This is a genomic window from Bacillus sp. FSL M8-0256 (assembly GCF_038005765.1).
GTDB classification, from domain to species: domain Bacteria; phylum Bacillota; class Bacilli; order Bacillales; family Bacillaceae; genus Bacillus; species Bacillus safensis.
The window spans coordinates 3637222-3656240 of record NZ_JBBOTU010000001.1; the positions used below are offsets into that span (position 1 = coordinate 3637222).

General features: G+C 43.0%; 23 protein-coding genes. 9 read left to right on the plus strand and 14 right to left on the minus strand.

The window, feature by feature from the left end:
- Window positions 1-5 precede the first annotated feature (5 nt).
- From NSQ76_RS18820 to NSQ76_RS18835, 4 genes are read right to left on the minus strand one after another with little or no spacing between them, the layout of a single operon-like run.
- Window positions 6-1088, minus strand: coding sequence for a M24 family metallopeptidase (locus tag NSQ76_RS18820; protein ID WP_268420489.1), 1083 nt, complete (start codon window positions 1086-1088; stop codon window positions 6-8).
- A 12-nt stretch (window positions 1089-1100) separates the two neighbouring features.
- Window positions 1101-2612 (minus strand): UDP-glucose--hexose-1-phosphate uridylyltransferase, encoded by a 1512-nt coding sequence (galT, locus tag NSQ76_RS18825; RefSeq protein ID WP_056765445.1) that lies wholly within the window; start codon window positions 2610-2612, stop codon window positions 1101-1103.
- Window positions 2613-2647: 35 nt separating this feature from the next.
- Window positions 2648-3640 carry a UDP-glucose 4-epimerase GalE gene (gene galE, locus NSQ76_RS18830; RefSeq protein WP_034621905.1) on the minus strand — a complete coding sequence of 331 codons (993 nt, stop codon included), beginning with the start codon at window positions 3638-3640 and terminating at the stop codon, window positions 2648-2650.
- Window positions 3640-4821 carry a galactokinase gene (locus tag NSQ76_RS18835; RefSeq protein ID WP_445661671.1) on the minus strand — a complete coding sequence of 394 codons (1182 nt, stop codon included), beginning with the start codon at window positions 4819-4821 and terminating at the stop codon, window positions 3640-3642. Before NSQ76_RS18835 ends, galE begins: the two co-directional genes overlap by 1 nt.
- 181 nt (window positions 4822-5002) lie before the next feature.
- Between NSQ76_RS18835 and NSQ76_RS18840 the strand changes: the two genes are divergently transcribed.
- Window positions 5003-5848 (plus strand): AraC family transcriptional regulator, encoded by an 846-nt coding sequence (locus NSQ76_RS18840; protein WP_341055452.1) that lies wholly within the window; start codon window positions 5003-5005, stop codon window positions 5846-5848.
- Between the two features lie 34 nt (window positions 5849-5882).
- Here the strand turns inward: NSQ76_RS18840 and NSQ76_RS18845 are convergent, their stop codons facing one another.
- Together NSQ76_RS18845 and NSQ76_RS18850 are read right to left on the minus strand one after the other, a co-directional pair.
- On the minus strand, window positions 5883-6140 hold the full coding sequence (locus tag NSQ76_RS18845; RefSeq protein ID WP_024423842.1) for a hypothetical protein: 258 nt from the start codon (window positions 6138-6140) through the stop codon (window positions 5883-5885).
- Between the two features lie 27 nt (window positions 6141-6167).
- On the minus strand, window positions 6168-6551 hold the full coding sequence (locus NSQ76_RS18850; RefSeq protein ID WP_012011676.1) for a GtrA family protein: 384 nt from the start codon (window positions 6549-6551) through the stop codon (window positions 6168-6170).
- A 456-nt stretch (window positions 6552-7007) separates the two neighbouring features.
- Between NSQ76_RS18850 and NSQ76_RS18855 the strand changes: the two genes are divergently transcribed.
- The 5 genes from NSQ76_RS18855 (at window position 7008) to NSQ76_RS18875 (ending at window position 10760) form a co-directional block, all read left to right on the plus strand.
- Window positions 7008-7148, plus strand: a complete 141-nt coding sequence (locus NSQ76_RS18855) for an anti-repressor SinI family protein (RefSeq protein ID WP_008345506.1) — start codon at window positions 7008-7010, stop codon at window positions 7146-7148.
- A 301-nt stretch (window positions 7149-7449) separates the two neighbouring features.
- Window positions 7450-8139, plus strand: a complete 690-nt coding sequence (locus NSQ76_RS18860; protein WP_024426430.1) for a class I SAM-dependent methyltransferase — start codon at window positions 7450-7452, stop codon at window positions 8137-8139.
- Window positions 8132-8800 carry a glycosyltransferase family protein gene (locus tag NSQ76_RS18865; RefSeq protein ID WP_268479405.1) on the plus strand — a complete coding sequence of 223 codons (669 nt, stop codon included), beginning with the start codon at window positions 8132-8134 and terminating at the stop codon, window positions 8798-8800. The genes NSQ76_RS18860 and NSQ76_RS18865 overlap by 8 nt, the downstream gene beginning before the upstream one ends.
- 107 nt (window positions 8801-8907) lie before the next feature.
- Window positions 8908-9222 (plus strand): DUF485 domain-containing protein, encoded by a 315-nt coding sequence (locus tag NSQ76_RS18870; RefSeq protein WP_024423845.1) that lies wholly within the window; start codon window positions 8908-8910, stop codon window positions 9220-9222.
- The gene (locus NSQ76_RS18875) at window positions 9219-10760 is read left to right on the plus strand and encodes a solute symporter family protein (protein ID WP_024423846.1); all 1542 of its coding nucleotides are present in this window, start codon (window positions 9219-9221) and stop codon (window positions 10758-10760) included. The genes NSQ76_RS18870 and NSQ76_RS18875 overlap by 4 nt, the downstream gene beginning before the upstream one ends.
- Window positions 10761-10787: 27 nt before the next feature.
- Here NSQ76_RS18875 and NSQ76_RS18880 read toward each other — a convergent pair whose 3' ends face one another.
- From NSQ76_RS18880 to cidR, 4 genes are all read right to left on the minus strand, one after another.
- Window positions 10788-11162 (minus strand): nuclear transport factor 2 family protein, encoded by a 375-nt coding sequence (locus NSQ76_RS18880; RefSeq protein WP_024426433.1) that lies wholly within the window; start codon window positions 11160-11162, stop codon window positions 10788-10790.
- Between the two features lie 135 nt (window positions 11163-11297).
- Window positions 11298-11966, minus strand: a complete 669-nt coding sequence (thiE, locus tag NSQ76_RS18885) for a thiamine phosphate synthase (protein WP_341055461.1) — start codon at window positions 11964-11966, stop codon at window positions 11298-11300.
- Complete coding sequence (thiM, locus tag NSQ76_RS18890; RefSeq protein WP_341055463.1) at window positions 11953-12777, minus strand: hydroxyethylthiazole kinase; 825 nt, start codon at window positions 12775-12777, stop codon at window positions 11953-11955. Before thiM ends, thiE begins: the two co-directional genes overlap by 14 nt.
- A 17-nt stretch (window positions 12778-12794) precedes the next feature.
- Window positions 12795-13682 carry a cidABC operon transcriptional activator CidR gene (cidR, locus tag NSQ76_RS18895; protein ID WP_024426436.1) on the minus strand — a complete coding sequence of 296 codons (888 nt, stop codon included), beginning with the start codon at window positions 13680-13682 and terminating at the stop codon, window positions 12795-12797.
- A 165-nt stretch (window positions 13683-13847) separates the two neighbouring features.
- On the opposite strand from cidR, the gene NSQ76_RS18900 reads away from it, so the two are divergent.
- Together NSQ76_RS18900 and NSQ76_RS18905 are read left to right on the plus strand one after the other, a co-directional pair.
- On the plus strand, window positions 13848-14231 hold the full coding sequence (locus tag NSQ76_RS18900; RefSeq protein ID WP_034621912.1) for a CidA/LrgA family holin-like protein: 384 nt from the start codon (window positions 13848-13850) through the stop codon (window positions 14229-14231).
- Window positions 14225-14905 (plus strand): CidB/LrgB family autolysis modulator, encoded by a 681-nt coding sequence (locus tag NSQ76_RS18905; protein WP_024423852.1) that lies wholly within the window; start codon window positions 14225-14227, stop codon window positions 14903-14905. Before NSQ76_RS18900 ends, NSQ76_RS18905 begins: the two co-directional genes overlap by 7 nt.
- A gap of 34 nt (window positions 14906-14939) precedes the next feature.
- Here NSQ76_RS18905 and NSQ76_RS18910 read toward each other — a convergent pair whose 3' ends face one another.
- Window positions 14940-16121, minus strand: coding sequence for a class I SAM-dependent rRNA methyltransferase (locus NSQ76_RS18910; protein WP_341055466.1), 1182 nt, complete (start codon window positions 16119-16121; stop codon window positions 14940-14942).
- Window positions 16122-16239: 118 nt separating this feature from the next.
- Here NSQ76_RS18910 and NSQ76_RS18915 point away from each other — a divergent pair, with 118 nt between their 5' ends.
- Window positions 16240-16623 carry a VOC family protein gene (locus NSQ76_RS18915; protein ID WP_024423854.1) on the plus strand — a complete coding sequence of 128 codons (384 nt, stop codon included), beginning with the start codon at window positions 16240-16242 and terminating at the stop codon, window positions 16621-16623.
- A gap of 87 nt (window positions 16624-16710) precedes the next feature.
- On the opposite strand, the gene NSQ76_RS18920 is transcribed toward NSQ76_RS18915, so the two are convergent.
- The 3 genes from NSQ76_RS18920 to NSQ76_RS18930 all read right to left on the minus strand — a co-directional run bounded on the left by NSQ76_RS18920 (window position 16711) and on the right by NSQ76_RS18930 (window position 18915).
- Entirely contained in the window at window positions 16711-17439 is a 729-nt protein-coding gene (locus NSQ76_RS18920; protein WP_024423855.1) for an amino acid ABC transporter ATP-binding protein, read from the minus strand.
- On the minus strand, window positions 17436-18080 hold the full coding sequence (locus NSQ76_RS18925; protein ID WP_024423856.1) for an amino acid ABC transporter permease: 645 nt from the start codon (window positions 18078-18080) through the stop codon (window positions 17436-17438). Before NSQ76_RS18925 ends, NSQ76_RS18920 begins: the two co-directional genes overlap by 4 nt.
- Before the next feature lie 70 nt (window positions 18081-18150).
- Window positions 18151-18915 carry a transporter substrate-binding domain-containing protein gene (locus NSQ76_RS18930; protein WP_024423857.1) on the minus strand — a complete coding sequence of 255 codons (765 nt, stop codon included), beginning with the start codon at window positions 18913-18915 and terminating at the stop codon, window positions 18151-18153.
- Window positions 18916-19019 lie beyond the last annotated feature (104 nt).

Sequence of the window (19019 nt, forward strand, 5' to 3'; positions counted from 1 at the left end):
TGCAGTTATTCTTCTCTCACTAAAATATCAGGGCGTCTATAGATGTCCCCTTCATGCTTAACCTCAATGTATGTCCACTTGCCTGTATAGGTTAAAAAGCGGTTCCCCTCTTTCTCTACGACCATCGTATCCTCTGACTTCAATCCAGGCAATGAAGGGTTCCAAGTAAACACTTGTTGCAGCTGAATTTCTTCCTTCGATGAGGGAACTGCAATGATTTCTCTAGATACAAAGCCCGTTTTTCCCCCTTGATGAAGCTTTTTCCAGCTATCAGGGAAGCCTTCTTTTTCATACTGAGCAATACCTGCTTTCAATACATCTCCCAATGTCTTACCAGGGCGCGTGGCGGCATTCATGACCGTGTCAATTCGTGCAAGCCGCTCTTTGTTCTCTTCAAGCTCCTTTGGAAGCTGACCGAAGTAAACAGACCTTGTGACATTCGCCACGAGTCCATGCCGTTCAGCGCAAAGAACAACAAGCGCATGCTTTTGAAGTTTTTTGTCTGTCGGAATTGGATGACGGTATTGATGAATTCGATCATCTGTTGCCACAAGCAGTACTTCTATCGTCATTCCCTGCGCGATCGCTTTTTGAGCCGCAAGCGAAGCGATTTCGTGCTCCGTCTGTCCTGGAACGATTTCTTTACAGACACTCTCTACAATGACCGCTGTTTCATGACAAAGCGTTTCATATTGGCGGAGCTGTGATGCAGAAAGAATGGATCGGACTTGCGACAAATCCGGCTCGATCCATTCGAATCCATCCATTTGAATGTCTGACCCGATCCGTTTGTCTTTTGTGAGTGTTTGAATGTGTGCCGTATCATCCTCAAACCAATCCATCGTTACCACTTGAAATGGGTGATCGATATAGGCCATCTCTTCTTCAATGATCCGCTTTTCTTCCATTTGATTCACAATGAGGACGATGTCATCTTTTAACACAAGCAGCTTGCACACGCCCTCTGGTGTATTTAACACGATGTGATTTCTTCTTCCTCCTGTCAGCCAGGAGAAGTTATTACGCTTTTGAATCAAGACACCGTCGAGCTGTTTTTCTTCCATTAATGTTCTTACTTGTTCAATCATCTAATCACCTGCCTATATGAGTGTATGAATGAAACGTTTAAAAGCTGTTTTCCCTTGCTCGGTTCTTTTAAACACACCCGCCTGTGAGAGAATACGAGAAAAAATCATACCGACTTCTTTTTGTAAAATGGCTTCTGTATTGTCCTCTGTAAAGGTGTTCTCTTCAAGCAGACGCTTTGCCCATGTTTCGTGTTTCGTGATAGCAGGGCGGGCTTTGATTTCTTCAAGGGGGTTTTTGGATAAGAGCGCTTCTTTTAATTGGCTTAATTCCTCTGCTAATCTACCAGGAAGAACGGCAAGACCCATCACTTCAATTAATCCGATATTCTCTTTTTTAATATGATGGACTTCTTCGTGCGGGTGGAAAATTCCATCCGGGTGCCGCTTGTTTGTACGATTATTGCGCAGCACTAGATCTAATTCATAGTCATCGCCATGGCGGCGTGCAATGGGTGTAATGGTATTATGCGGCGTCTCTCCAGTATGAGCTAGCAGCTCCACTTCTTGATCTGAATACATTTTCCACTTGGTTAAGATAAAGTCTGCGGCGTCTGCAAGCGTCTGCCGGTCGCTGCTTCGAAGGCGGATGACAGACATCGGCCATTTCACAATGCCAGCCCTCACATTCGGAAAGGCATTCAGAGAAAAGACCTCTTCCACCTCCGCTTTCGCCATCGGAAATTCATGCGCACCGCCCTGAAAATGGTCATGACTTAATATACTGCCCCCGACAATCGGAAGGTCGGCGTTCGATCCGATGAAATAGTGCGGGTATATATATATGAAAGAAAGCAATCGTTCAAAGGTCTTTTTGGTGATGCTCATCGGCTCATGTTCGCCTTTGAACACAATGCAGTGCTCGTTGTAATACACATAAGGTGAAAATTGTAGAAACCAAGATTCATCTGTGAGTGTCACAGGAATAATCCGGTGATTCTGTCTCGCTGGATGGTTGATCCGCCCCCCAAACCCAACATTTTCTTTACAAAGGAGACAAAGAGGATATTGCTTTTGACTAAGCTTTTTGGCTTCAGCGATTGCTTTTGGGTCCTTTTCCGGCTTTGATAGATTAATTGTGATCTCCAGCACGCCATCATCTGTTGGTGTAAACCACTGCACATTTTTGGCGATTCTTCCTGTATGAATATAGTGTGCGTGCTGCTGCATTTCATAGAACCAGCTTGTAGCCGCCTCTGGCCCTTCATGCTGGCGTTTCTCTTCAAACTTTGCGTAGATGACACTTGGAGGCGCCACCAAGCATCCCATGATTTTCGCATCTAGTAAATCGCGATACGTATCCGTCCCCTCAGGGATAAGGCCAGTCTCAACTGCCCAATCCAGCATCGGCATTAAGATGTCTTCAAGCTCCGCCTCCCCTGAGACTGTTCTTGGCTCAGCTTCATCCAGCCCAAGCACCTCTAGCAGCCGATTTCTCGTATAATCGATATCTAGTCGTGTGATCAGCTCATGATTGATCCCGTATTGAATCAGCTGTTCCAGTTTTTCAAAAATATCAACCGCCATTCTCTCTGTCCCCTCTCTTGCCTGCCTGTTATGCGTTATTTACTCTGGTAGCCGTCTGGATGCTTCTGAAACCAATCCCACGCACTTTGAATGATGGTGTGAAGGTCAGCATATTGAGGTGTCCACCCTAATTCTTGCAGCGCTTTTTCAGAAGAAGCTATCAGCTTTGCTGGATCCCCCGCACGTCTGTCAGCCACCTGTGCTGGGATCGCATGTCCCGTGACGTTTCTAACAGCATCTACTACCTGCTTCACGGAGAAACCAGTGCCATTCCCTAAGTTATATGTTGCACTTTCTTTTCCAGCGCGCAGACGATCAACAGCTAAGATGTGCGCGTCTACTAAATCCATGACATGAATGTAATCCCTAATACACGTGCCATCCTCTGTCTCATAATCATCACCGTAAATCATGATCTGATCTCGTTTTCCTAAAGCCACTTGCAGAATAATCGGAATGAGATGTGTCTCAGGCTGATGATCCTCTCCGACAAGTCCTTCTGTATGAGCGCCAGCTACATTAAAGTAACGAAGCACAACGTATTTCATTCCATATGCCTGCTCAGACCACTTCAGCATTTTTTCAATGGCCAGTTTCGTTTCTCCATAAGGATTGGTTGGATTCGTCTCATCCGTTTCAACGATCGGCACTCGCTTTGGTTCACCATATGTGGCAGCGGTTGAAGAGAAAACGATGTGTTTCACATCAAATTCATTCATCACCTGAAGTAAGGCTGTCGCTCCTCCAACGTTGTTGTCATAGTACTTTAGCGGGTCTGTTACACTCTCGCCGACAAGTGAATCTGCGGCAAAGTGCATCACCGCTTCTATTTGATGTGTTTTGAAAACCTGTCTTAAAAAATCTTGATCTCGTAAATCTCCCTCTTCTAAAACAGCTCCCTCCAAAACAGCTTCTTTGTGGCCTGTCTGCAAATTATCCACTACCACCACTTGTTCACCTTTCGCTAAAAGAGCCGCTACCGCATGACTGCCAATGTACCCTGCTCCCCCGCAAACTAAAATCGTCATTACACTTCCTCCTTCGTGAGTTCTCTTGCGCCGCCTCCAATTCCAGCTGTGTAAAAAGAGGCTTGAATGCCTGTCTTCTCTTGATAAATCGCACCCGTTTCTTTTATAAATGATGCCAGCTGCTTTTCTTTCACAATACTGATCGTGCAGCCGCCAAAACCCGCGCCCGTCATCCGGGAGCCAATCGTTCCAGGATGGAGCCAAGCGGCTTCTGCAAGTGTATCTAGTTCAAATCCAGTCACTTCATAATCATTCTTTAAAGAAAGATGAGAAGACTTCATAAGCGCACCTATTTCATCTATTTTATCATCTTTCAGAAACTTGACTGCTTTTATGGTCCGCTCGTTTTCTGTCACTACGTGTCTTGCACGTTTGCGGCATGTTTCATCCTGAATCAAATGGGCATGTTCGGCAAATTCATCTGCCGTGAGCTCACATAAGTGGGCAAGATCGATTTCTTTTCGTAAATCGTTTAAAGCTGATTGACACTCTGACCGGCGTTCATTGTATTTGGAGTCTGCCAGTGTCCGCTTTTTGTTTGTATTGGCAATGACAAGCGCCAGTCCCTCTTGCCGAAACGGACTGTATTGAAAATCAAGAGTATCGCAATTGAGCAAAATGGCGTGATCTTCTTTTCCAAGAGCAATTGAAAACTGATCCATGATGCCGCAATTGACGCCAATGAATTCATTTTCTGCACGCTGCGAAAGGAGGGCAAGACGGGCATTTGAAACGCCGAATGAATGCCATTCATTGATGAAGACGGCGGTGACAAGCTCAATCGAGGCAGAGGAAGACAGGCCTGCGCCATTGGGAATATTGCCGCCGTATACAATGTCAAAGCCTTCTTCTATCTTCATCCCTGCTTCGATAAACTGATGGAACACCCCCTTCGGATAATTCGCCCAGCCATCCGATTCTAAGTAAGCGATTTCAAAAAGGTCGAATTCTTTCACACCATCGCCATCAAAGTTCAAGGAATACATTCTCACGCGGCCATCTGTCCGCTTTGCACATGCTGCATATGTACCGAGAGTGAGCGCACAAGGGAATACATGACCTCCATTGTAATCTGTATGTTCACCAATCAAGTTCACTCTTCCCGGGGCAAAAAAATAGCGAAGTTCTTCTTCTCTATCCCCAAATTGCTGGTGAAATGCCGTGCGTAACATATCGATCATATCCATTCCCCTTTTCTCTTCTGATACTCTTATTTTAGTTGCCTGAACTGCGTATGTTCAATGGTAAAAAAATCGTTAAAAAATACCCTTTTTTTGCTGTGAATGGTACGATGTGATATGAGGTGTACCATGATTCAAAATAGAAAAAGGTTGTTTTTTGCTGTGAAGGAGGTTTTCCAATTTGAAGAAGGAAGCATTTGCATTTCGTTTTCACCATTCTGATGTTACATTGCCGGCACAAATATGGTCTGTTGGCTGGGAGGTTCAATCATCTTCGTTATACAGCTGGAATGGCGTGGAGCGGAAGGATCAGGGCAAGTGCATCTTTCAGCTCACACTGTCTGGACATGGCATGATTGAAATCGGACAGAAGCGGTTTAAAGTCTTGCCGGGGCAGGCCTTTCTTGTGAAAAGTCCAAGTGCCTATCAATATTATTTTCCAGAGGACAGTGAGCATTGGGAATTTCTCTATGTGACGCTTTATGGGGAAGCCTGCGATCTTTGCTTTGACCAATTTATTGATCAAGGAAAGCAGGTCATGCGTTTTCATCCTCATTCCAAACCGATCCGCCTGCTGAAGAAAATTTATGATGAAGCCAGTGAAAGACGGATTACCAATCCATTTGAGGGGTCTAGCCTTGCTTATCAATTTGTCATGGAACTGTATTCATATTTGCCAAAGCTTGAGGGACAAATGGAGAAATGGCCTGAGCCCATCGTCCAAGCGGCCTTGTTTGCCAGCCATCATTTTCACGAGGAAATTGGCCCAGACGATATGGCAGCTGCGGCACGTTTATCCAAAAGTCATTTTACGAGAGAATTCAAAAAGGCCACTGGCTTCACACCTATTCACTACTTAACCAATATCCGGTTAGAAAAGGCGGAAACATTACTAAAAACAACGAAATACTCGATTGAAGAAATCGCCATACAGTGCGGCTACCGAAATGCGAATTACTTGAATAAAGTCTTTCGAAAGAAAATCGGCATGTCTCCAAAGCAACTGCGGGAAACAAGCGATGCATAATAAAAAGCAGCCGCTGCATCATTGGCTGCTTCTTTTACGCTTTTGACAGGTCAACATGAATTCTCCCTTGTCTTAAAACAATGGTCATTTGCGTATCAGGGGTCATTAAATTTTCTAAAATGTCCGTTGCCGTTTGAAGCGCAATGTCCATTCGGTTGATCTTTTCCTTTTCTTGTTCCGAAAACGCTTCTGGATGTGCGGTCATTTCTTTGACTAGCCTCAGCACTTGTTCATGCTGCTTTTCTGTTTGTTGATATATGGCATCATATAAGTCGTCTGGCCTGCTGCTCATTTCACATCACCTATCTTTTTTTATGTGTTAAATCGCATCTTCTTTTGTTTTCTTGAAGACGAACCACTTACTGGCGACATAATTGACCACCACAATCACAAAGTTGACGAGAATTTTTGCGACGGTTTCATTGAGCGCCATTTGGCTCACAAATAAAATCATCAGCCCCAGATCTACACCTAGAGACATGAGACGGACACTAAAAAATGAAGAAAGCTCACGCATGAGGCTTTTTGTGTCACGAGCCTTTTGCTTGAAGACATACTTCTTATTGGTGATATAAGCAAAGAGAACAGCAAATACCCATGAAACAACCGTAGCTGTTTTGTAATCCATGGAAAACATCTCAACGAATAAATAGAAGCTGACGATATTGACAATGGTTGTACACACACCCATCACAAGATACATGACAACTTCTTGATACTTTTGAAAAAGGCTATACATGTCTTTCTTCATTCCTTCTTGGTGGTTTCTGTTTCTTTTAGAATACCATCTTGAGAAGAACTTCCCAAACGAACAATATGTATGTCCTGCAAAGATGAAATTTGTTCTACTCGATGGCAAATGTCAAAGCAATTGGTTTATATGAGTCAAATGTTTTAGGTCTTTATCATTATTTTAATTTATAATCTTTCAACTGACTTTACAATTGTTTATTATTAGAAGTAAGATTTCAATATTTATGGGTTTTTTAGTCATTTTTTTAGGGACGTGGTAGGTGATAGATTTTACAAAATAGGTTAAATGTCATCATTTTTCGACAAAAATTTATTTTGCGCTGTTTTCAACCACACGTACAGTTACTAGACGGTTTGTTCAAGTCATTGGTTGCAGTGAATATGTCTTATTGAACTGGAGGATATTATGGATACGCAAGTGAAAAGAAGAGTTGACGAAGAGTGGGTTTATTTGATTCAGGAAGCGAAAAAAATTGGACTAGGCATCGAAGAAATACAAGCTTTTTTAACATCCAACGGTGATCAGAAGATGATAAACAAACCGTAAATCAACGCCGTTATCCTTTGTCTTTCAGACTGCTTTGGCTATAAGTTCTGACCTGTCAATTGACCTTTTGAAAATCCTTTCATGACGATACGCTACAATAATTGAACACCTCTCCATACCAATCCCTTCACTCAATGGGGTTCTGTCTTTCTATATTAGGAGGACAGTCCATTTCCTGTTCTTTATATGATCCCTTTTTAGCCGCCATTCATGAAAATTGTCCTTCTCTCGTTATAAAACCAAGCTGCTCACCCATATATTAAGCATGAAAACAACGAGAAAGCAGAAAGGTGGGTAGAGCGTGAGTTCAGATTCCCTTTCGTATTATCACCAAAAAAAGGATCAGTATTATCATGGGGTAAACCCGGTCATCGTCAGCCGTATTCGCGCGGAATGGACGTCTTTATTGGATATCGGATGCGGCACAGGCAAGCTTGGAAAAGTCCTGAAACAAAAGGGCCGGACCATTTATGGCATTGAGTCATTTGAAGATGCAGCAAAAGAGGCTAAGCAAGAGCTGGATCATGTTCTCTGCGGAAATATTGAACAGATGGCTCTCCCTTATCAACATGAACAATTTGACTGCATTATTTTCGGAGACGTCCTCGAGCATTTATTGGACCCTTGGGCCGTTTTAAAAAAGGTGAAACCCTTCCTTAAAAAAGAGGGTGCCATCCTGTCATCTATTCCAAATATCGGCCACATTTCAACGGTTTTAGAATTACTGGCCGGCAGATTTACTTATACAGATGCAGGGTTAATGGATCAAACACATTTACGTTTCTTCACCCTTCATGAAATACATGCACTCTTTCATTCAGCGGGTTTTCGCATTCGCGAATTCGAGGCCATTCGCGTACAGCATCCTTCCTATGCAAGCGTGTTGAATGATCTACATGAATTACTCATGAAACACGGCATTCGTTCTGATTTTCACGAGTCTGCTACAGCCTATCAATATGTGGTCGAGGCGGTTCCATTTCATGAGTAATCCGACGATTCTGTTTGTTTTATGTGTGAATGATGAATCGATGTTTCAAGCTTGCTTCCGGCAGCTCGCTTCACTTCCGGCTCCTCATGGATACCATGTGGAGGTCTTACCAATCAGACATGCATCAAGTATGACCTCTGCATACAATGAAGCCATCACTCATCCAGCTCAGTTTAAAATTTATCTTCATCAGGATACCTTGATTGTCAATAAGCATATGCTGATTGAACTCATCCCGCTTTTTTTACAAAATCCTTCACTTGGCATGGTTGGCGTGATTGGAGCAGAAAACGTGCCTGACAATGGAATTTGGTGGGAGAGTTCTGATTGCAGGGGAAAAGTCATTGAATATCGTCACGACACCTATCAGCTGCTTTCGTTTGAAAGAGACCATCAGCAGCCCGAAGCGCAAGATTATATCAAAGCTGCGGCCATTGATGGTCTATTCATGGCAACACAATACGATGTGAGGTGGCGTGAGGACCTCTTTGACGGCTTTCATTTTTATGATGTCTCGCAGTCCTTTGAATTCACTCAGAAGGGCTATGAAGTTGGGATTGCAAAACAAGAAGAGCCTTGGTGTATTCATCAATGCGGAGATCATTTTGACGCAGAAACATATGAAAAAGCGAGACAAACATTTCTTGCAAATTATCGATAGAAAGCACCCTTTTCGGGTGCCTTTTTTATGATATACTGTCATAAACAGCCAGATCGTCTCATATGCATTGGAGTACCTTGTCCCTAATTCGTACAAAGGAGGAAACAATGGCAGACAAAAAAGTTCATTATAAGAAGGTTGCCGCTTCAGAGGATTTTCGAAAACTTCTTGAGGAAAAACGCAGATTTATCGTACCGATGACGATTTTCTTTTTTCTCTTTTACTTTTCACTTCCGGTTGCTACATCCTACTTCACCTTTTTGAACACGCCGGCAATTGGCGCGATCTCATGGGCTTGGTTATTCGCCCTCACACAATTTGTCATGACCTGGGTTTTATGTGGACTTTATGCGAAAAAAGCAGCTAAGTTCGACAATTATGTAAGCGCTTTAAAAACTGAATCAAGAGGTGATGACGAATGAGCATGACCGCTTTTATTTTGTTCGTAGCGATCGTAGGACTCACATTGGTCATCACATATTTTGCTGCGAAAAAAACAAGCAATGCGAGTGATTTTTACACAGCAGGCGGAGGTCTGACTGGGTTTCAAAACGGCCTTGCCATTGCTGGAGACTATATGTCTGCTGCATCATTTTTAGGGATTGCTGGAATGATCGCGTTAAACGGATTTGACGGCTTTTTCTATAGCATTGGTTTTCTAGTAGCATATCTTGTCGTTCTTTACGTTGTGGCTGAACCGCTTCGAAATCTGGGGAAATATACGATGGCCGATATGATCGCTGCACGATTTAAGCGCCCTGCTATTCGAGGGGTTGCCGCCTTTAATACCATTACAGTTTCCACTTTTTATATGATTGCACAGCTCGTTGGAGCAGGTGCATTAATCAAGCTGCTTCTTGGCATTGATTACTGGATCGCTGTGCTGATCGTAGGTGTCCTGATGACCATTTATGTCGTGTTTGGTGGCATGATTGCGACCAGCTGGGTACAGATCACAAAGGCTGTGCTTCTCATGCTTGGGACATTAATTATTTCTCTGCTTGTGTTTGCAAAATTTGATTTTAGCCTGCTGAAGATGTTTGAACAGATGAAAACTGCAACCCCGCTTGGTGAATCGTTTCTTCACCCGGGAAATAAATATGATGTGCCTTTAGAAACCCTGTCTCTTAACCTCGCCTTAGTGCTTGGGACAGCAGGTTTGCCGCACATTTTGATCCGTTTTTATACGGTAAAGGATGCGATTTCTGCGCGAAAATCGGTTCTTTCTGCTACTTGGATCATCGGGATTTTTTATTTAATGACGGTTTTCCTTGGCTTCGGTGCGGCTGCCTTTGTGGGAACAGAAGCGATCACGGCAGCAGATGCAGCAGGGAATATGGCCGCTCCACTGCTCGCCCAAGCTCTTGGAGGAGATTTGTTATTTGCCTTTGTTTCCGCTATTGCCTTTGCGACTATTTTGGCGGTGGTAACTGGTCTCGTCCTATCCGCCGCGTCTGCCTTTGCGCATGATTTTTATAGTCAGATTATCCGCAAAGGAAAAGCGAGTGAACGGGAGCAGGTGAAGGCGGCGCGCTTTGCTTCAATCGGCGTGGCGATCCTCTCTATCATTCTTGCATTATTTGCCCAGTCCTTAAACGTCGCTTTTCTTGTGTCTCTTGCCTTCGCAGTGGCGGCAAGTGCGAACTTACCTTTGATTATCTTCACTGTTTTTTGGAAACGATTTAACTCTACGGGTGCCATCGCAGGAAGCTTAACAGGCCTTCTGAGCGCACTGATCATTGTCTCGCTCAGCCCAAGCGTCTGGGACCCGTCAGGAGCAGCCATCTTCACAGGAGAGCCGCTCATCCCGCTGTCGAACCCTGGGATTATCTCGATTCCACTCGGATTCCTTGCCGCCTACTTAGGCACGATATTCTCTTCTGAAAAAGCAGATGAAGACACCTTTACAGAAATTCAAGTAAAGGCACATACAGGCATGCATATGGATACTGATTCATAAGGAAAAGCCGGCTGCTCAGCCGGCTTTTTAATAGCGCTGGAATAACTCTGGGTTTTTCGGAACGTTTTCTAAATAAACGATCTTCCCTTGGTCGTCCAGCTCTGCGATATCAATTCCTTCTGCTGTATAGACACGGCCATCCGAAAGTTTTCCGCAAACGGCCCAGTTTGTTTCATACTTTCCATCTTCTCTTTTCATCCATCCATCCCACATATGCTTAATGTCTTCATGCACGTGGAAAAATGTGTTCAAAAACTGTGTGAATGCTTGGATTCCAGGCTTTTGGGCGCCATTTAAGACAATCATGACATCGTCAGAAAACAATGCCAGCAATTCATCCAGCTGCTCCTTCCCTTTTCCTGCTTCATCATACCGGCGAAAATACGTATCGAGCACTTCCATGTTCATTCTCCTTTATTTACCTGTCATTTCGAAAATAATCGAACTAATGTGATTGTACACAATTGTTTCTCTCCTGTCTATTTTTCCAGACATAAGAAAAGACATGAATTGATCCAATCCATGTCTCCAATCAGGTTAAAGGGATGCTTTTTCTGCTACAACAAGTGATTTCAGCTCTTCTGCTGCTTTTTTTGGATCGGCGCTCTGGCTAATAGCACTAATGATGCTTATACCGTCTGCCCCAGCTTGTATCACTGGTGCAGCGTTATCGTATGTGATCCCTCCGATACCCACAATCGGAATCTGAAGGCCATGACGCCGGACTTCAGTGATCAAAGACACACCCTGGACACTGCGTGTATCCTTTTTCGTTTCTGTTGGATAGACTGGGCCCATACCGACATAATCTGCTCCGTCCTTCATGGCTTGTTTTACTTCGTCTAGGTTATGCGTCGACACGCCTAATATTTTATTCCCGATCCTTTCTCTGACGTCTTTTGCATTTGTGTCTTCCTGTCCAACATGAACGCCATCTGCATCAAGATCAATCGCTAGCTGTACATCATCATTCACAATAAAAGGAACATTTGCTTCTTGGCAAAGCGCTTGAATTTGACGAGCCAATTGTTTCTTCTCATCACCCTGCAAGGCTTTTTCACCCTTTTCACGAAATTGAAACATGGTGATTCCGCCTTGAATGGCCTCTTTCACAACATTAAGCGGCTGCCTCGTTGTATTCGTTGTGCCCATAATAAAATAAATCGATAATTGCTGTTTGATTTGCTGTTGATCAGCCTTTGTCATGTGAAACTCCCCCTATTTTCCCTAACGTCAGCACTTCATCTGCGGTTGTGTGTGATAGTGCGTTTAACAATTCAATTTGAAAGGTTCCCGGTCCTTTATCCTTTGCGCTCAGAGCTGCCCTTTCAGCGGCGACACCATAAAACAGCAATGCAGCGGCCGACGCATGAAGCGGCTGTTCACCTGCTGCACAAAATGCCCCAATGACAGACGTCAGCAAACAGCCGGTTCCCGTCACCTTGGTGAGCCATTCATGTCCATTATGAATGGACAGGACCTCATCTCCATCTGACACCACATCGATTTTTCCTGTGATTGCCACTATTGTCTGAAGTGCAATGGACGCTTGTTTGGCTAATGCCGATACATCTCCATTCGCCGCTTTCGCATCAACACCTTTTGACTCCCAGCCATCCACTCCAAGTAAATGAGCCACTTCAGCAGCATTTCCTCTGACAACGGTCATTTTCACTTTCTTTAACAGCTGTTTAGCGGCATTCGCTCGAAACGTTGTCGCACCGACGCCGACAGGATCTAACAAAACAGGTACACCTTTTTCATTGGCGGCTTGTCCAGCGAGTATCATAGCTTCCACCGTCTCTCTGGTCAGTGTGCCAATATTAAGCACAAGTGCATCCGCTAATTGCGCCATTTCAGCCACTTCTTCTTTGGCGTTTGCCATGACTGGCGAAGCACCTAAAGCAAGCAGTCCATTCGCTGTAAAATTCGTCACGACTTGATTGGTAATATTATGAACGAGTGGATTTTTTTCTCGAACCTTCTCCAATAAATGAGCCGCGCAGCTTGTTTTCATCCGTATCGTCCTCCCTTTTACTCTGCATCCCACACATAGGATTTCGTATGCTTTAACCATTCTCTTGCCGCAAACGACAAATAGCGGTCTTTACGCCAAATGACACCTAAATGCCACGGGATCGACGGGTTTAGGGAAATGACCTTTACCTTTTCAGGATCAAGATCACGGCAGATTCGTTCTGGCAGGAGTCCAATCCCTAAGTTTTCAGCTACCATTTCACTAATGAAATCCCACTGAGACGTTTCATAAATGACATTTGGCCGGAATCCCGCATTCATACATTCATTCAAAATCCGGCTGTGCAGAACAAAATCTTCTCTAAAGAAAATAAAAGACTCTTCCCTTAAATCAGCTAAATGTACCTCCTCACGACCAGCCATCGGATGGGATGGATGCGTCACGAGCTTCATGTTCTCTTTAATAATGGTGTACGTATGAAAAATTTTATCATTTGCAGGCAGAACAATGACACCAATATCAAGCGACCCATCCTCGACCCCTTCCTCTACTTTAATGGAGCCGTGCTCAACCAATTGAAATGTGACATCTGGATATTGCTGGCGGAATTCCCCCATGACATTCGGGAAGAAACTTGACCCAATCATCGGCGGCAGTCCAATTCGAATATGCCCTTTTTTCACATTCATTAAATCATTTAATTCGTTCGTTAAATTCTGAAATGACTGTGCGATTTCACTCGCTTGTGTATACATGGTTTGGCCAGCATCTGTCATTTCAACCTGCCGGCCATTGCGGTAAAATAACTGCACCCCCAGCTCATCCTCCAGGTTTTTGACCATCTTGGAAATGGTCGGCTGTGATACGTAAAGGGACTGCGATGCTTTCGTGAAGCTCTTTAACCTTGCCACTTCTAAGAAATATGTTAAATGTCTGATGTCCACCTGATTCATCCTTCCTATAGACAAAAGGAATAATTACTATTCGATATATGTATTTTACCTATAACTGAACGTGCTGTACACTTTAAAGTAAGCTCATCACTTGGAACGTTGTCATGTTTTTGTGAAATAGTGAACAATTTATATAGAAAAAGGAGTGAACAGAAAATGAAATTGCTCAAAAAGCCGCTGATTGCTGCCCTTCAGATTATGGCCTTGTTTATTTTTGCGAAATTCATGAATGTGCTGGCGGCCTTTTTGCATTTAAGAATTCCGGGCACGATCATAGGCATTCTTGTCATTTTCTTATTACTTCATTTTAAAATCATTCAATTAAAATGGATAGAACTTGGCGCCGTATGGCTGCTCGGAGAACTGCTGCTTTTCTTTATTCCATCAGCAGTTGGTGTCATTGATTATGGAAAACTGCTTTCTCAATCTGGCACAAGTATTGTCCTTGTCGTCTTAATTAGTACGTTTGTGGTCATGCTCTCAACTGGTATCATGACGCAAATGATTGCGAAACGAAAGGAGCGGAAAAAACTATGTTAGTTGGCGGACTATTTCTGATTTTAACAGTTCTTTTATATCTCGGATCAAAAGCGGTGTACAAACGGCATCCGAAGGTCTATGTCTCCCCATTACTTGTGACTCCGCTTGTCCTTGTCGTCTTGCTGTTAATCGTCAACATTCCTTACGATGCTTATAATCAAGGCGGGAAATGGCTCACAAATATGCTGCAGCCTGCGACTGTTGCTTTTGCCATTCCTTTATATAAGTATTTTCATATCCTGAAGAAGCATGCAGTAGAAATTATTTTGAATGTGGCTTGCGGCTCTGTTATTGCGATCTTATCAACGGCATTTATCGCCAAGTTGTTTCATCTGGACACAGGCCTTATTGAGAGCCTTGTCCCAAGATCGGTTACAACACCTGTAGCAATGAGTGTGTCAGAAATGATCGGCGGCATGCCGTCCGTTACGGCCGTGTTTGTCATTTTAACCGCACTGTTTGGATCGATTATCGGTCCAATGGTGATCCGTTACTTCCGCATCGATAATGACATTGCCATGGGCGTACTGCTTGGAACAGGTGCACACGGTGCAGGAACATCGAAGGCCTTTGAAATGAGCTCCGTCTCAGGGACGATCTCAAGTGTATCGATGATTATTTCAGCCATTATTACATTATGTGCAGCGCCTATCCTTATGTCGTTTGCCTTATAGAAAAAAGCCATTCCTTTTCGGAAATGGCTTTTTCTTATGCTTGTATGAAGACAACCTTTAAATAGTTTCCTTCGGGATAATTCTTCGTTGTACGGAAATCCTCAGGAAGTGTATATTCTTCAAGTATCCGATAGGTTTGCCCTGATTCTTTAAAAGCCTGTGCTATAAACCCTTTAAATTTCTTCATGCCAAATGCACTGCTATTCGTTGATGCCACAATGACGCCGTTCTCAGCTGTAATTTGGATGGCTTCTTTTAATAGCTTCTTATAATCCTTCGCCGCACTGAATGTGTGCTTTTTCGTTCGTGCAAAGGAAGGCGGGTCTAAGATGACGAGATCATAGGTCCAGCCTTTTTTCGCTGCAAACGGAAAATATTTAAAGACATCCATGACTTTGATATCCTGCCCGCCCACATCAATACCATTGACTTCAAACTGCTCAGATGTTTTTTTCAGGCTGCGGTTTGCAACATCCACACTTGTCGTACGGCTCGCTCCGCCAAGCGCAGCTGCTACTGAGAAAGCGCCTGTGTAAGAAAACGTATTGAGCACAGTCTTTCCTTTTGCATAACGGTCTCGGATCGCTTTTCTCACATGACGCTGATCAAGGAAAATACCCGTCATCGCGCCATCATTTAAGTAAATTGCTACGTTCATGCCGTTTTCTTTCACGATGAGAGGAAATTCACCTTTCTCTCCCTTCACAAAATCATCATCTTCTATGTACTGTCCAGACGTATCAAATCGTTTCTTTTCATAAATGCCTTTATAGTCTGGATATACGTGCTCAAGTGCAGCCAATACATCTTCCTTTAATGTATAGACTCCTTCGCTATACCATTGGATGAGGTAGAATCCGTCATAATGATCAATTGTGACGCCGCCAATTCCATCACCCTCTCCGTTGAAGACGCGGAAAGCAGTCGTCTGAGCATCACGAAATAAATGCGTTCTGCTTTTCGCTGCCTGCTCAAGCCTAGAGACAAAGAAAGCTTGATCTATTTTTTCGTTCGCATCAAAGGTTAGTACCCAGCCGATTCCTTTATTTTGTACACCATAATACCCTTTTCCTAAAAAAGCGCCCCGCTCATCTACCCATTCAATGAGCTCGCCTTCCCGTACACCGTTCACATGCGATACTGCATCTTTGGAAATGAGCGGATATCCTTTTTTCACTTGTTCCGCAAATGTTTGTTTTAATGAGATTTTTTTCATTTGTGTCATCCTTATCCTAAATTGACTCTCTCTATCCTACCATATGAATGTATACGTTACTTCTATTATGATAAGATGAGGAGAAAAATATCAACATGACATAGAGGAGGCACTTCGTTTGACGACATTACGCTTAGATCATACAGGTATTATGGTTTCGAATATTGATCAGTCGATTGATTTTTATGAAAAAGTGGTGGGCATGAAATTAAAGGACCGCATCACTCATACAAATGGAGTGATTGAGCTTGCCTTTCTCGGTTTTAAAGATGAAACCGAAACGGAAATTGAACTCATCCAAGGCTACAGCAGTGACCTGCCATCTGAAGGGAAGGTCCATCATCTCGCTTTCACAACAGACAATATTCATGCTGAATTCAATCGTATTCAAAAGCTGCAAATTGAATTAATTGATGAAGAAATCACGACATTACCAAATGGATATTGCTACTTCTTTTTCAGAGGCCCAGACCAAGAATGGATCGAATTCTTCCAGCGCTAATATTTCCTAGGAAATGGGGCCGCTAAATCTATCTTCCACTTATTCATAAAGAAAAGAGTAAGAGCATATACATGCCCTTACTCTTTTTTATAACACCTTACTAAGAAATGATTTTGTACGCTCATGCTGCGGGTTCCCAAAGAGAGCTTCCGGTTTGTCTTCCTCGACAATATATCCGCCATCCATAAAGATGACACGATCTCCTACTTCTCTTGCAAAGCCCATTTCATGTGTGACCACAATCATTGTCATGCCTTCGACAGCTAATTGTTTCATTACAGCTAATACATCCCCTACAACCTCAGGATCAAGAGCCGATGTTGGCTCATCGAATAATAGTACTTTCGGGTCCATTGCCAAGGCTCTTGCAATGGCGACACGCTGTTTTTGTCCACCAGATAATTGGTTAGGAAAGCTTTGAGCTTTGTCTTTTAAGCCGACTTTTTCAAGCAAGTCTAACGCTTTTTCGACTGCTGCCTTCTTCTCGATGCCTTTTACCTTGATCGGTGCAATTGTGATATTTTCTAAAACGGTTTTATGAGGGAATAAATTAAAGTGCTGAAACACCATGCCTACTTCTTGTCGTACTTTATTGATATTCACCTTTGGGTCTGTAATCGTGTGTCCGTGGACAACGACTTCTCCAGCCGTGATATCTTCTAATTTATTGAGGCATCTTAGAAACGTGCTTTTCCCTGATCCAGAAGGACCAATGACACACACTACTTCCTTTTCCTCGATGACTGCGTTAATATCCTTTAACACTTCGTGATCGCCAAAAGATTTCTTTAAGTTTTTCACCGTAATCATACTCATTTGATATCAAATCTCCTTTCTGCGTAGCTAGCCAGTAGAGAAAGTAAATAAATGATCACGAAATAAATGACACCGACAATGAGCCAGACATTCAAAGGATCAAATGTAGCCGATGCTTGAACTTGTCCTCGCTGCATAATATCGGCAATCCCGATAATAGATAAGAGAGATGTATCCTTCAAGCTGATGATGGCCTGGTTTGTAATCGCTGGGAGCATGCGGCGGAATGCCTGCGGAAGGACGATAAAGCGCATGTTTTGCCCCCCTGTAAAGCCTAAAGAGCGCGCAGCTTCTGTTTGTCCTTTATCAATAGACTGAATCCCTGCACGAATAATTTCTGAGAAATAAGCCCCTGCATTAATCGCTACTGTAATAATTCCTGCAGGCACTCGATCAAGTGAAATGAATTCAAGTGTATTCAAACCAAAATAAATGAAGAATAGCTGTACGATAAATGGTGTACCTCGAATGGCATTCACAAAAACGAGTGCGATAAAATTTAAGATTTTAAATGGTGACAGACGGAATAATGCCACAATTAAACCGATGATAAACCCTAAAATGATGGCAACAACAAAGATATATAAAGTGGTTTGCAAACCATCCATTAAATACGGAAATGCATTAATAATAGTATCCATGTTTCTCCCTCCCTAATTCACATACGGCTGACACATAAAGAAAGCGCGCTCGGAGCGCGCCTCGCTTGTGTTATGACTTCAAATATTTATCAATAATTTTGTCATATTCACCGTTTTTCTTTAGGTTCTCAAGGCCTTTATTGATCTTCTTCAATAGGTCTTGGTTTTTCCCCTTCATGACAGAGATACCATACTGGTCTCCATTCAAGCGGTCTCCAACTGTTTTCAATTTTAAATCTTGTTGTGCGATCGCATACGTAATGACAGGATAATCCTCAATTAAGGCATCTGCGTTTCCGTTTGATACTTCCTGGAACATAGATGGGCTGTCATTAAATTGAACGACTTCATACCCATATTTATCAGCGTTATCAGATGCGAATTTTGCACCAGTCGTCCCGTTTTTAACAGCTAGCTTTTTTCCCTTTAAATCATTAATAGATTTGATGCTGCTGTCCTTTTTCACAACAACTGTCAGTCCAGCGTCGAAGTAAGGATCTGAAAAATCTACTTTCTTCTTACGCTCATCTGTAATACTCATTCCGCCCATTCCAACATCAAGCTGTCCTGCCTGCATCGCTGGAATGATGCCTGAGAAGTCCATAGCTTCAAGCTTCACTTTGAAACCTTGATCTTTCGCGATTGCATTAATTAAATCAACGTCTATCCCTTCATATTTACCGCCCTTTTCAAATTCAAATGGCGGATAAGTTGTATCTATCCCAATTTTATATGTGCCTTTGCCTTCTCCCGAACCACTGTCTGATTTTGATCCACAGGCTGCCATGACAAGCACAACAATTAGTCCCATGATCAATAACATCGATTTCTTCATAAAACACGACCCCCATTGTCAGTTTTGTCTAAATATTCGCAATAACAATAATACTATACCACGCTAAAGCTATAGTGTGTGATGTTTTTTATCAATACCAAAGA

Bases quoted from the DNA above. Each gene is read 5' to 3' on its own strand.
- NSQ76_RS18820 (WP_268420489.1), bottom strand. From the start codon at position 1,088: ATGATTGAACAAGTAAGAACATTAATGGAAGAAAAACAGCTCGACGGT.
- galT (WP_056765445.1), bottom strand. From the start codon at position 2,612: ATGGCGGTTGATATTTTTGAAAAACTGGAACAGCTGATTCAATACGGG.
- galE (WP_034621905.1), bottom strand. From the start codon at position 3,640: ATGACGATTTTAGTTTGCGGGGGAGCAGGGTACATTGGCAGTCATGCG.
- NSQ76_RS18835 (WP_445661671.1), bottom strand. From the start codon at position 4,821: ATGATCGATATGTTACGCACGGCATTTCACCAGCAATTTGGGGATAGA.
- NSQ76_RS18845 (WP_024423842.1), bottom strand. From the start codon at position 6,140: ATGAGCAGCAGGCCAGACGACTTATATGATGCCATATATCAACAAACA.
- NSQ76_RS18850 (WP_012011676.1), bottom strand. From the start codon at position 6,551: ATGTATCTTGTGATGGGTGTGTGTACAACCATTGTCAATATCGTCAGC.
- NSQ76_RS18855 (WP_008345506.1), top strand. From the start codon at position 7,008: ATGGATACGCAAGTGAAAAGAAGAGTTGACGAAGAGTGGGTTTATTTG.
- NSQ76_RS18865 (WP_268479405.1), top strand. From the start codon at position 8,132: ATGAGTAATCCGACGATTCTGTTTGTTTTATGTGTGAATGATGAATCG.
- NSQ76_RS18870 (WP_024423845.1), top strand. From the start codon at position 8,908: ATGGCAGACAAAAAAGTTCATTATAAGAAGGTTGCCGCTTCAGAGGAT.
- NSQ76_RS18875 (WP_024423846.1), top strand. From the start codon at position 9,219: ATGAGCATGACCGCTTTTATTTTGTTCGTAGCGATCGTAGGACTCACA.
- NSQ76_RS18880 (WP_024426433.1), bottom strand. From the start codon at position 11,162: ATGGAAGTGCTCGATACGTATTTTCGCCGGTATGATGAAGCAGGAAAA.
- thiE (WP_341055461.1), bottom strand. From the start codon at position 11,966: ATGACAAAGGCTGATCAACAGCAAATCAAACAGCAATTATCGATTTAT.
- thiM (WP_341055463.1), bottom strand. From the start codon at position 12,777: ATGAAAACAAGCTGCGCGGCTCATTTATTGGAGAAGGTTCGAGAAAAA.
- NSQ76_RS18900 (WP_034621912.1), top strand. From the start codon at position 13,848: ATGAAATTGCTCAAAAAGCCGCTGATTGCTGCCCTTCAGATTATGGCC.
- NSQ76_RS18905 (WP_024423852.1), top strand. From the start codon at position 14,225: ATGTTAGTTGGCGGACTATTTCTGATTTTAACAGTTCTTTTATATCTC.
- NSQ76_RS18910 (WP_341055466.1), bottom strand. From the start codon at position 16,121: ATGAAAAAAATCTCATTAAAACAAACATTTGCGGAACAAGTGAAAAAA.
- NSQ76_RS18920 (WP_024423855.1), bottom strand. From the start codon at position 17,439: ATGAGTATGATTACGGTGAAAAACTTAAAGAAATCTTTTGGCGATCAC.
- NSQ76_RS18925 (WP_024423856.1), bottom strand. From the start codon at position 18,080: ATGGATACTATTATTAATGCATTTCCGTATTTAATGGATGGTTTGCAA.
- NSQ76_RS18930 (WP_024423857.1), bottom strand. From the start codon at position 18,915: ATGAAGAAATCGATGTTATTGATCATGGGACTAATTGTTGTGCTTGTC.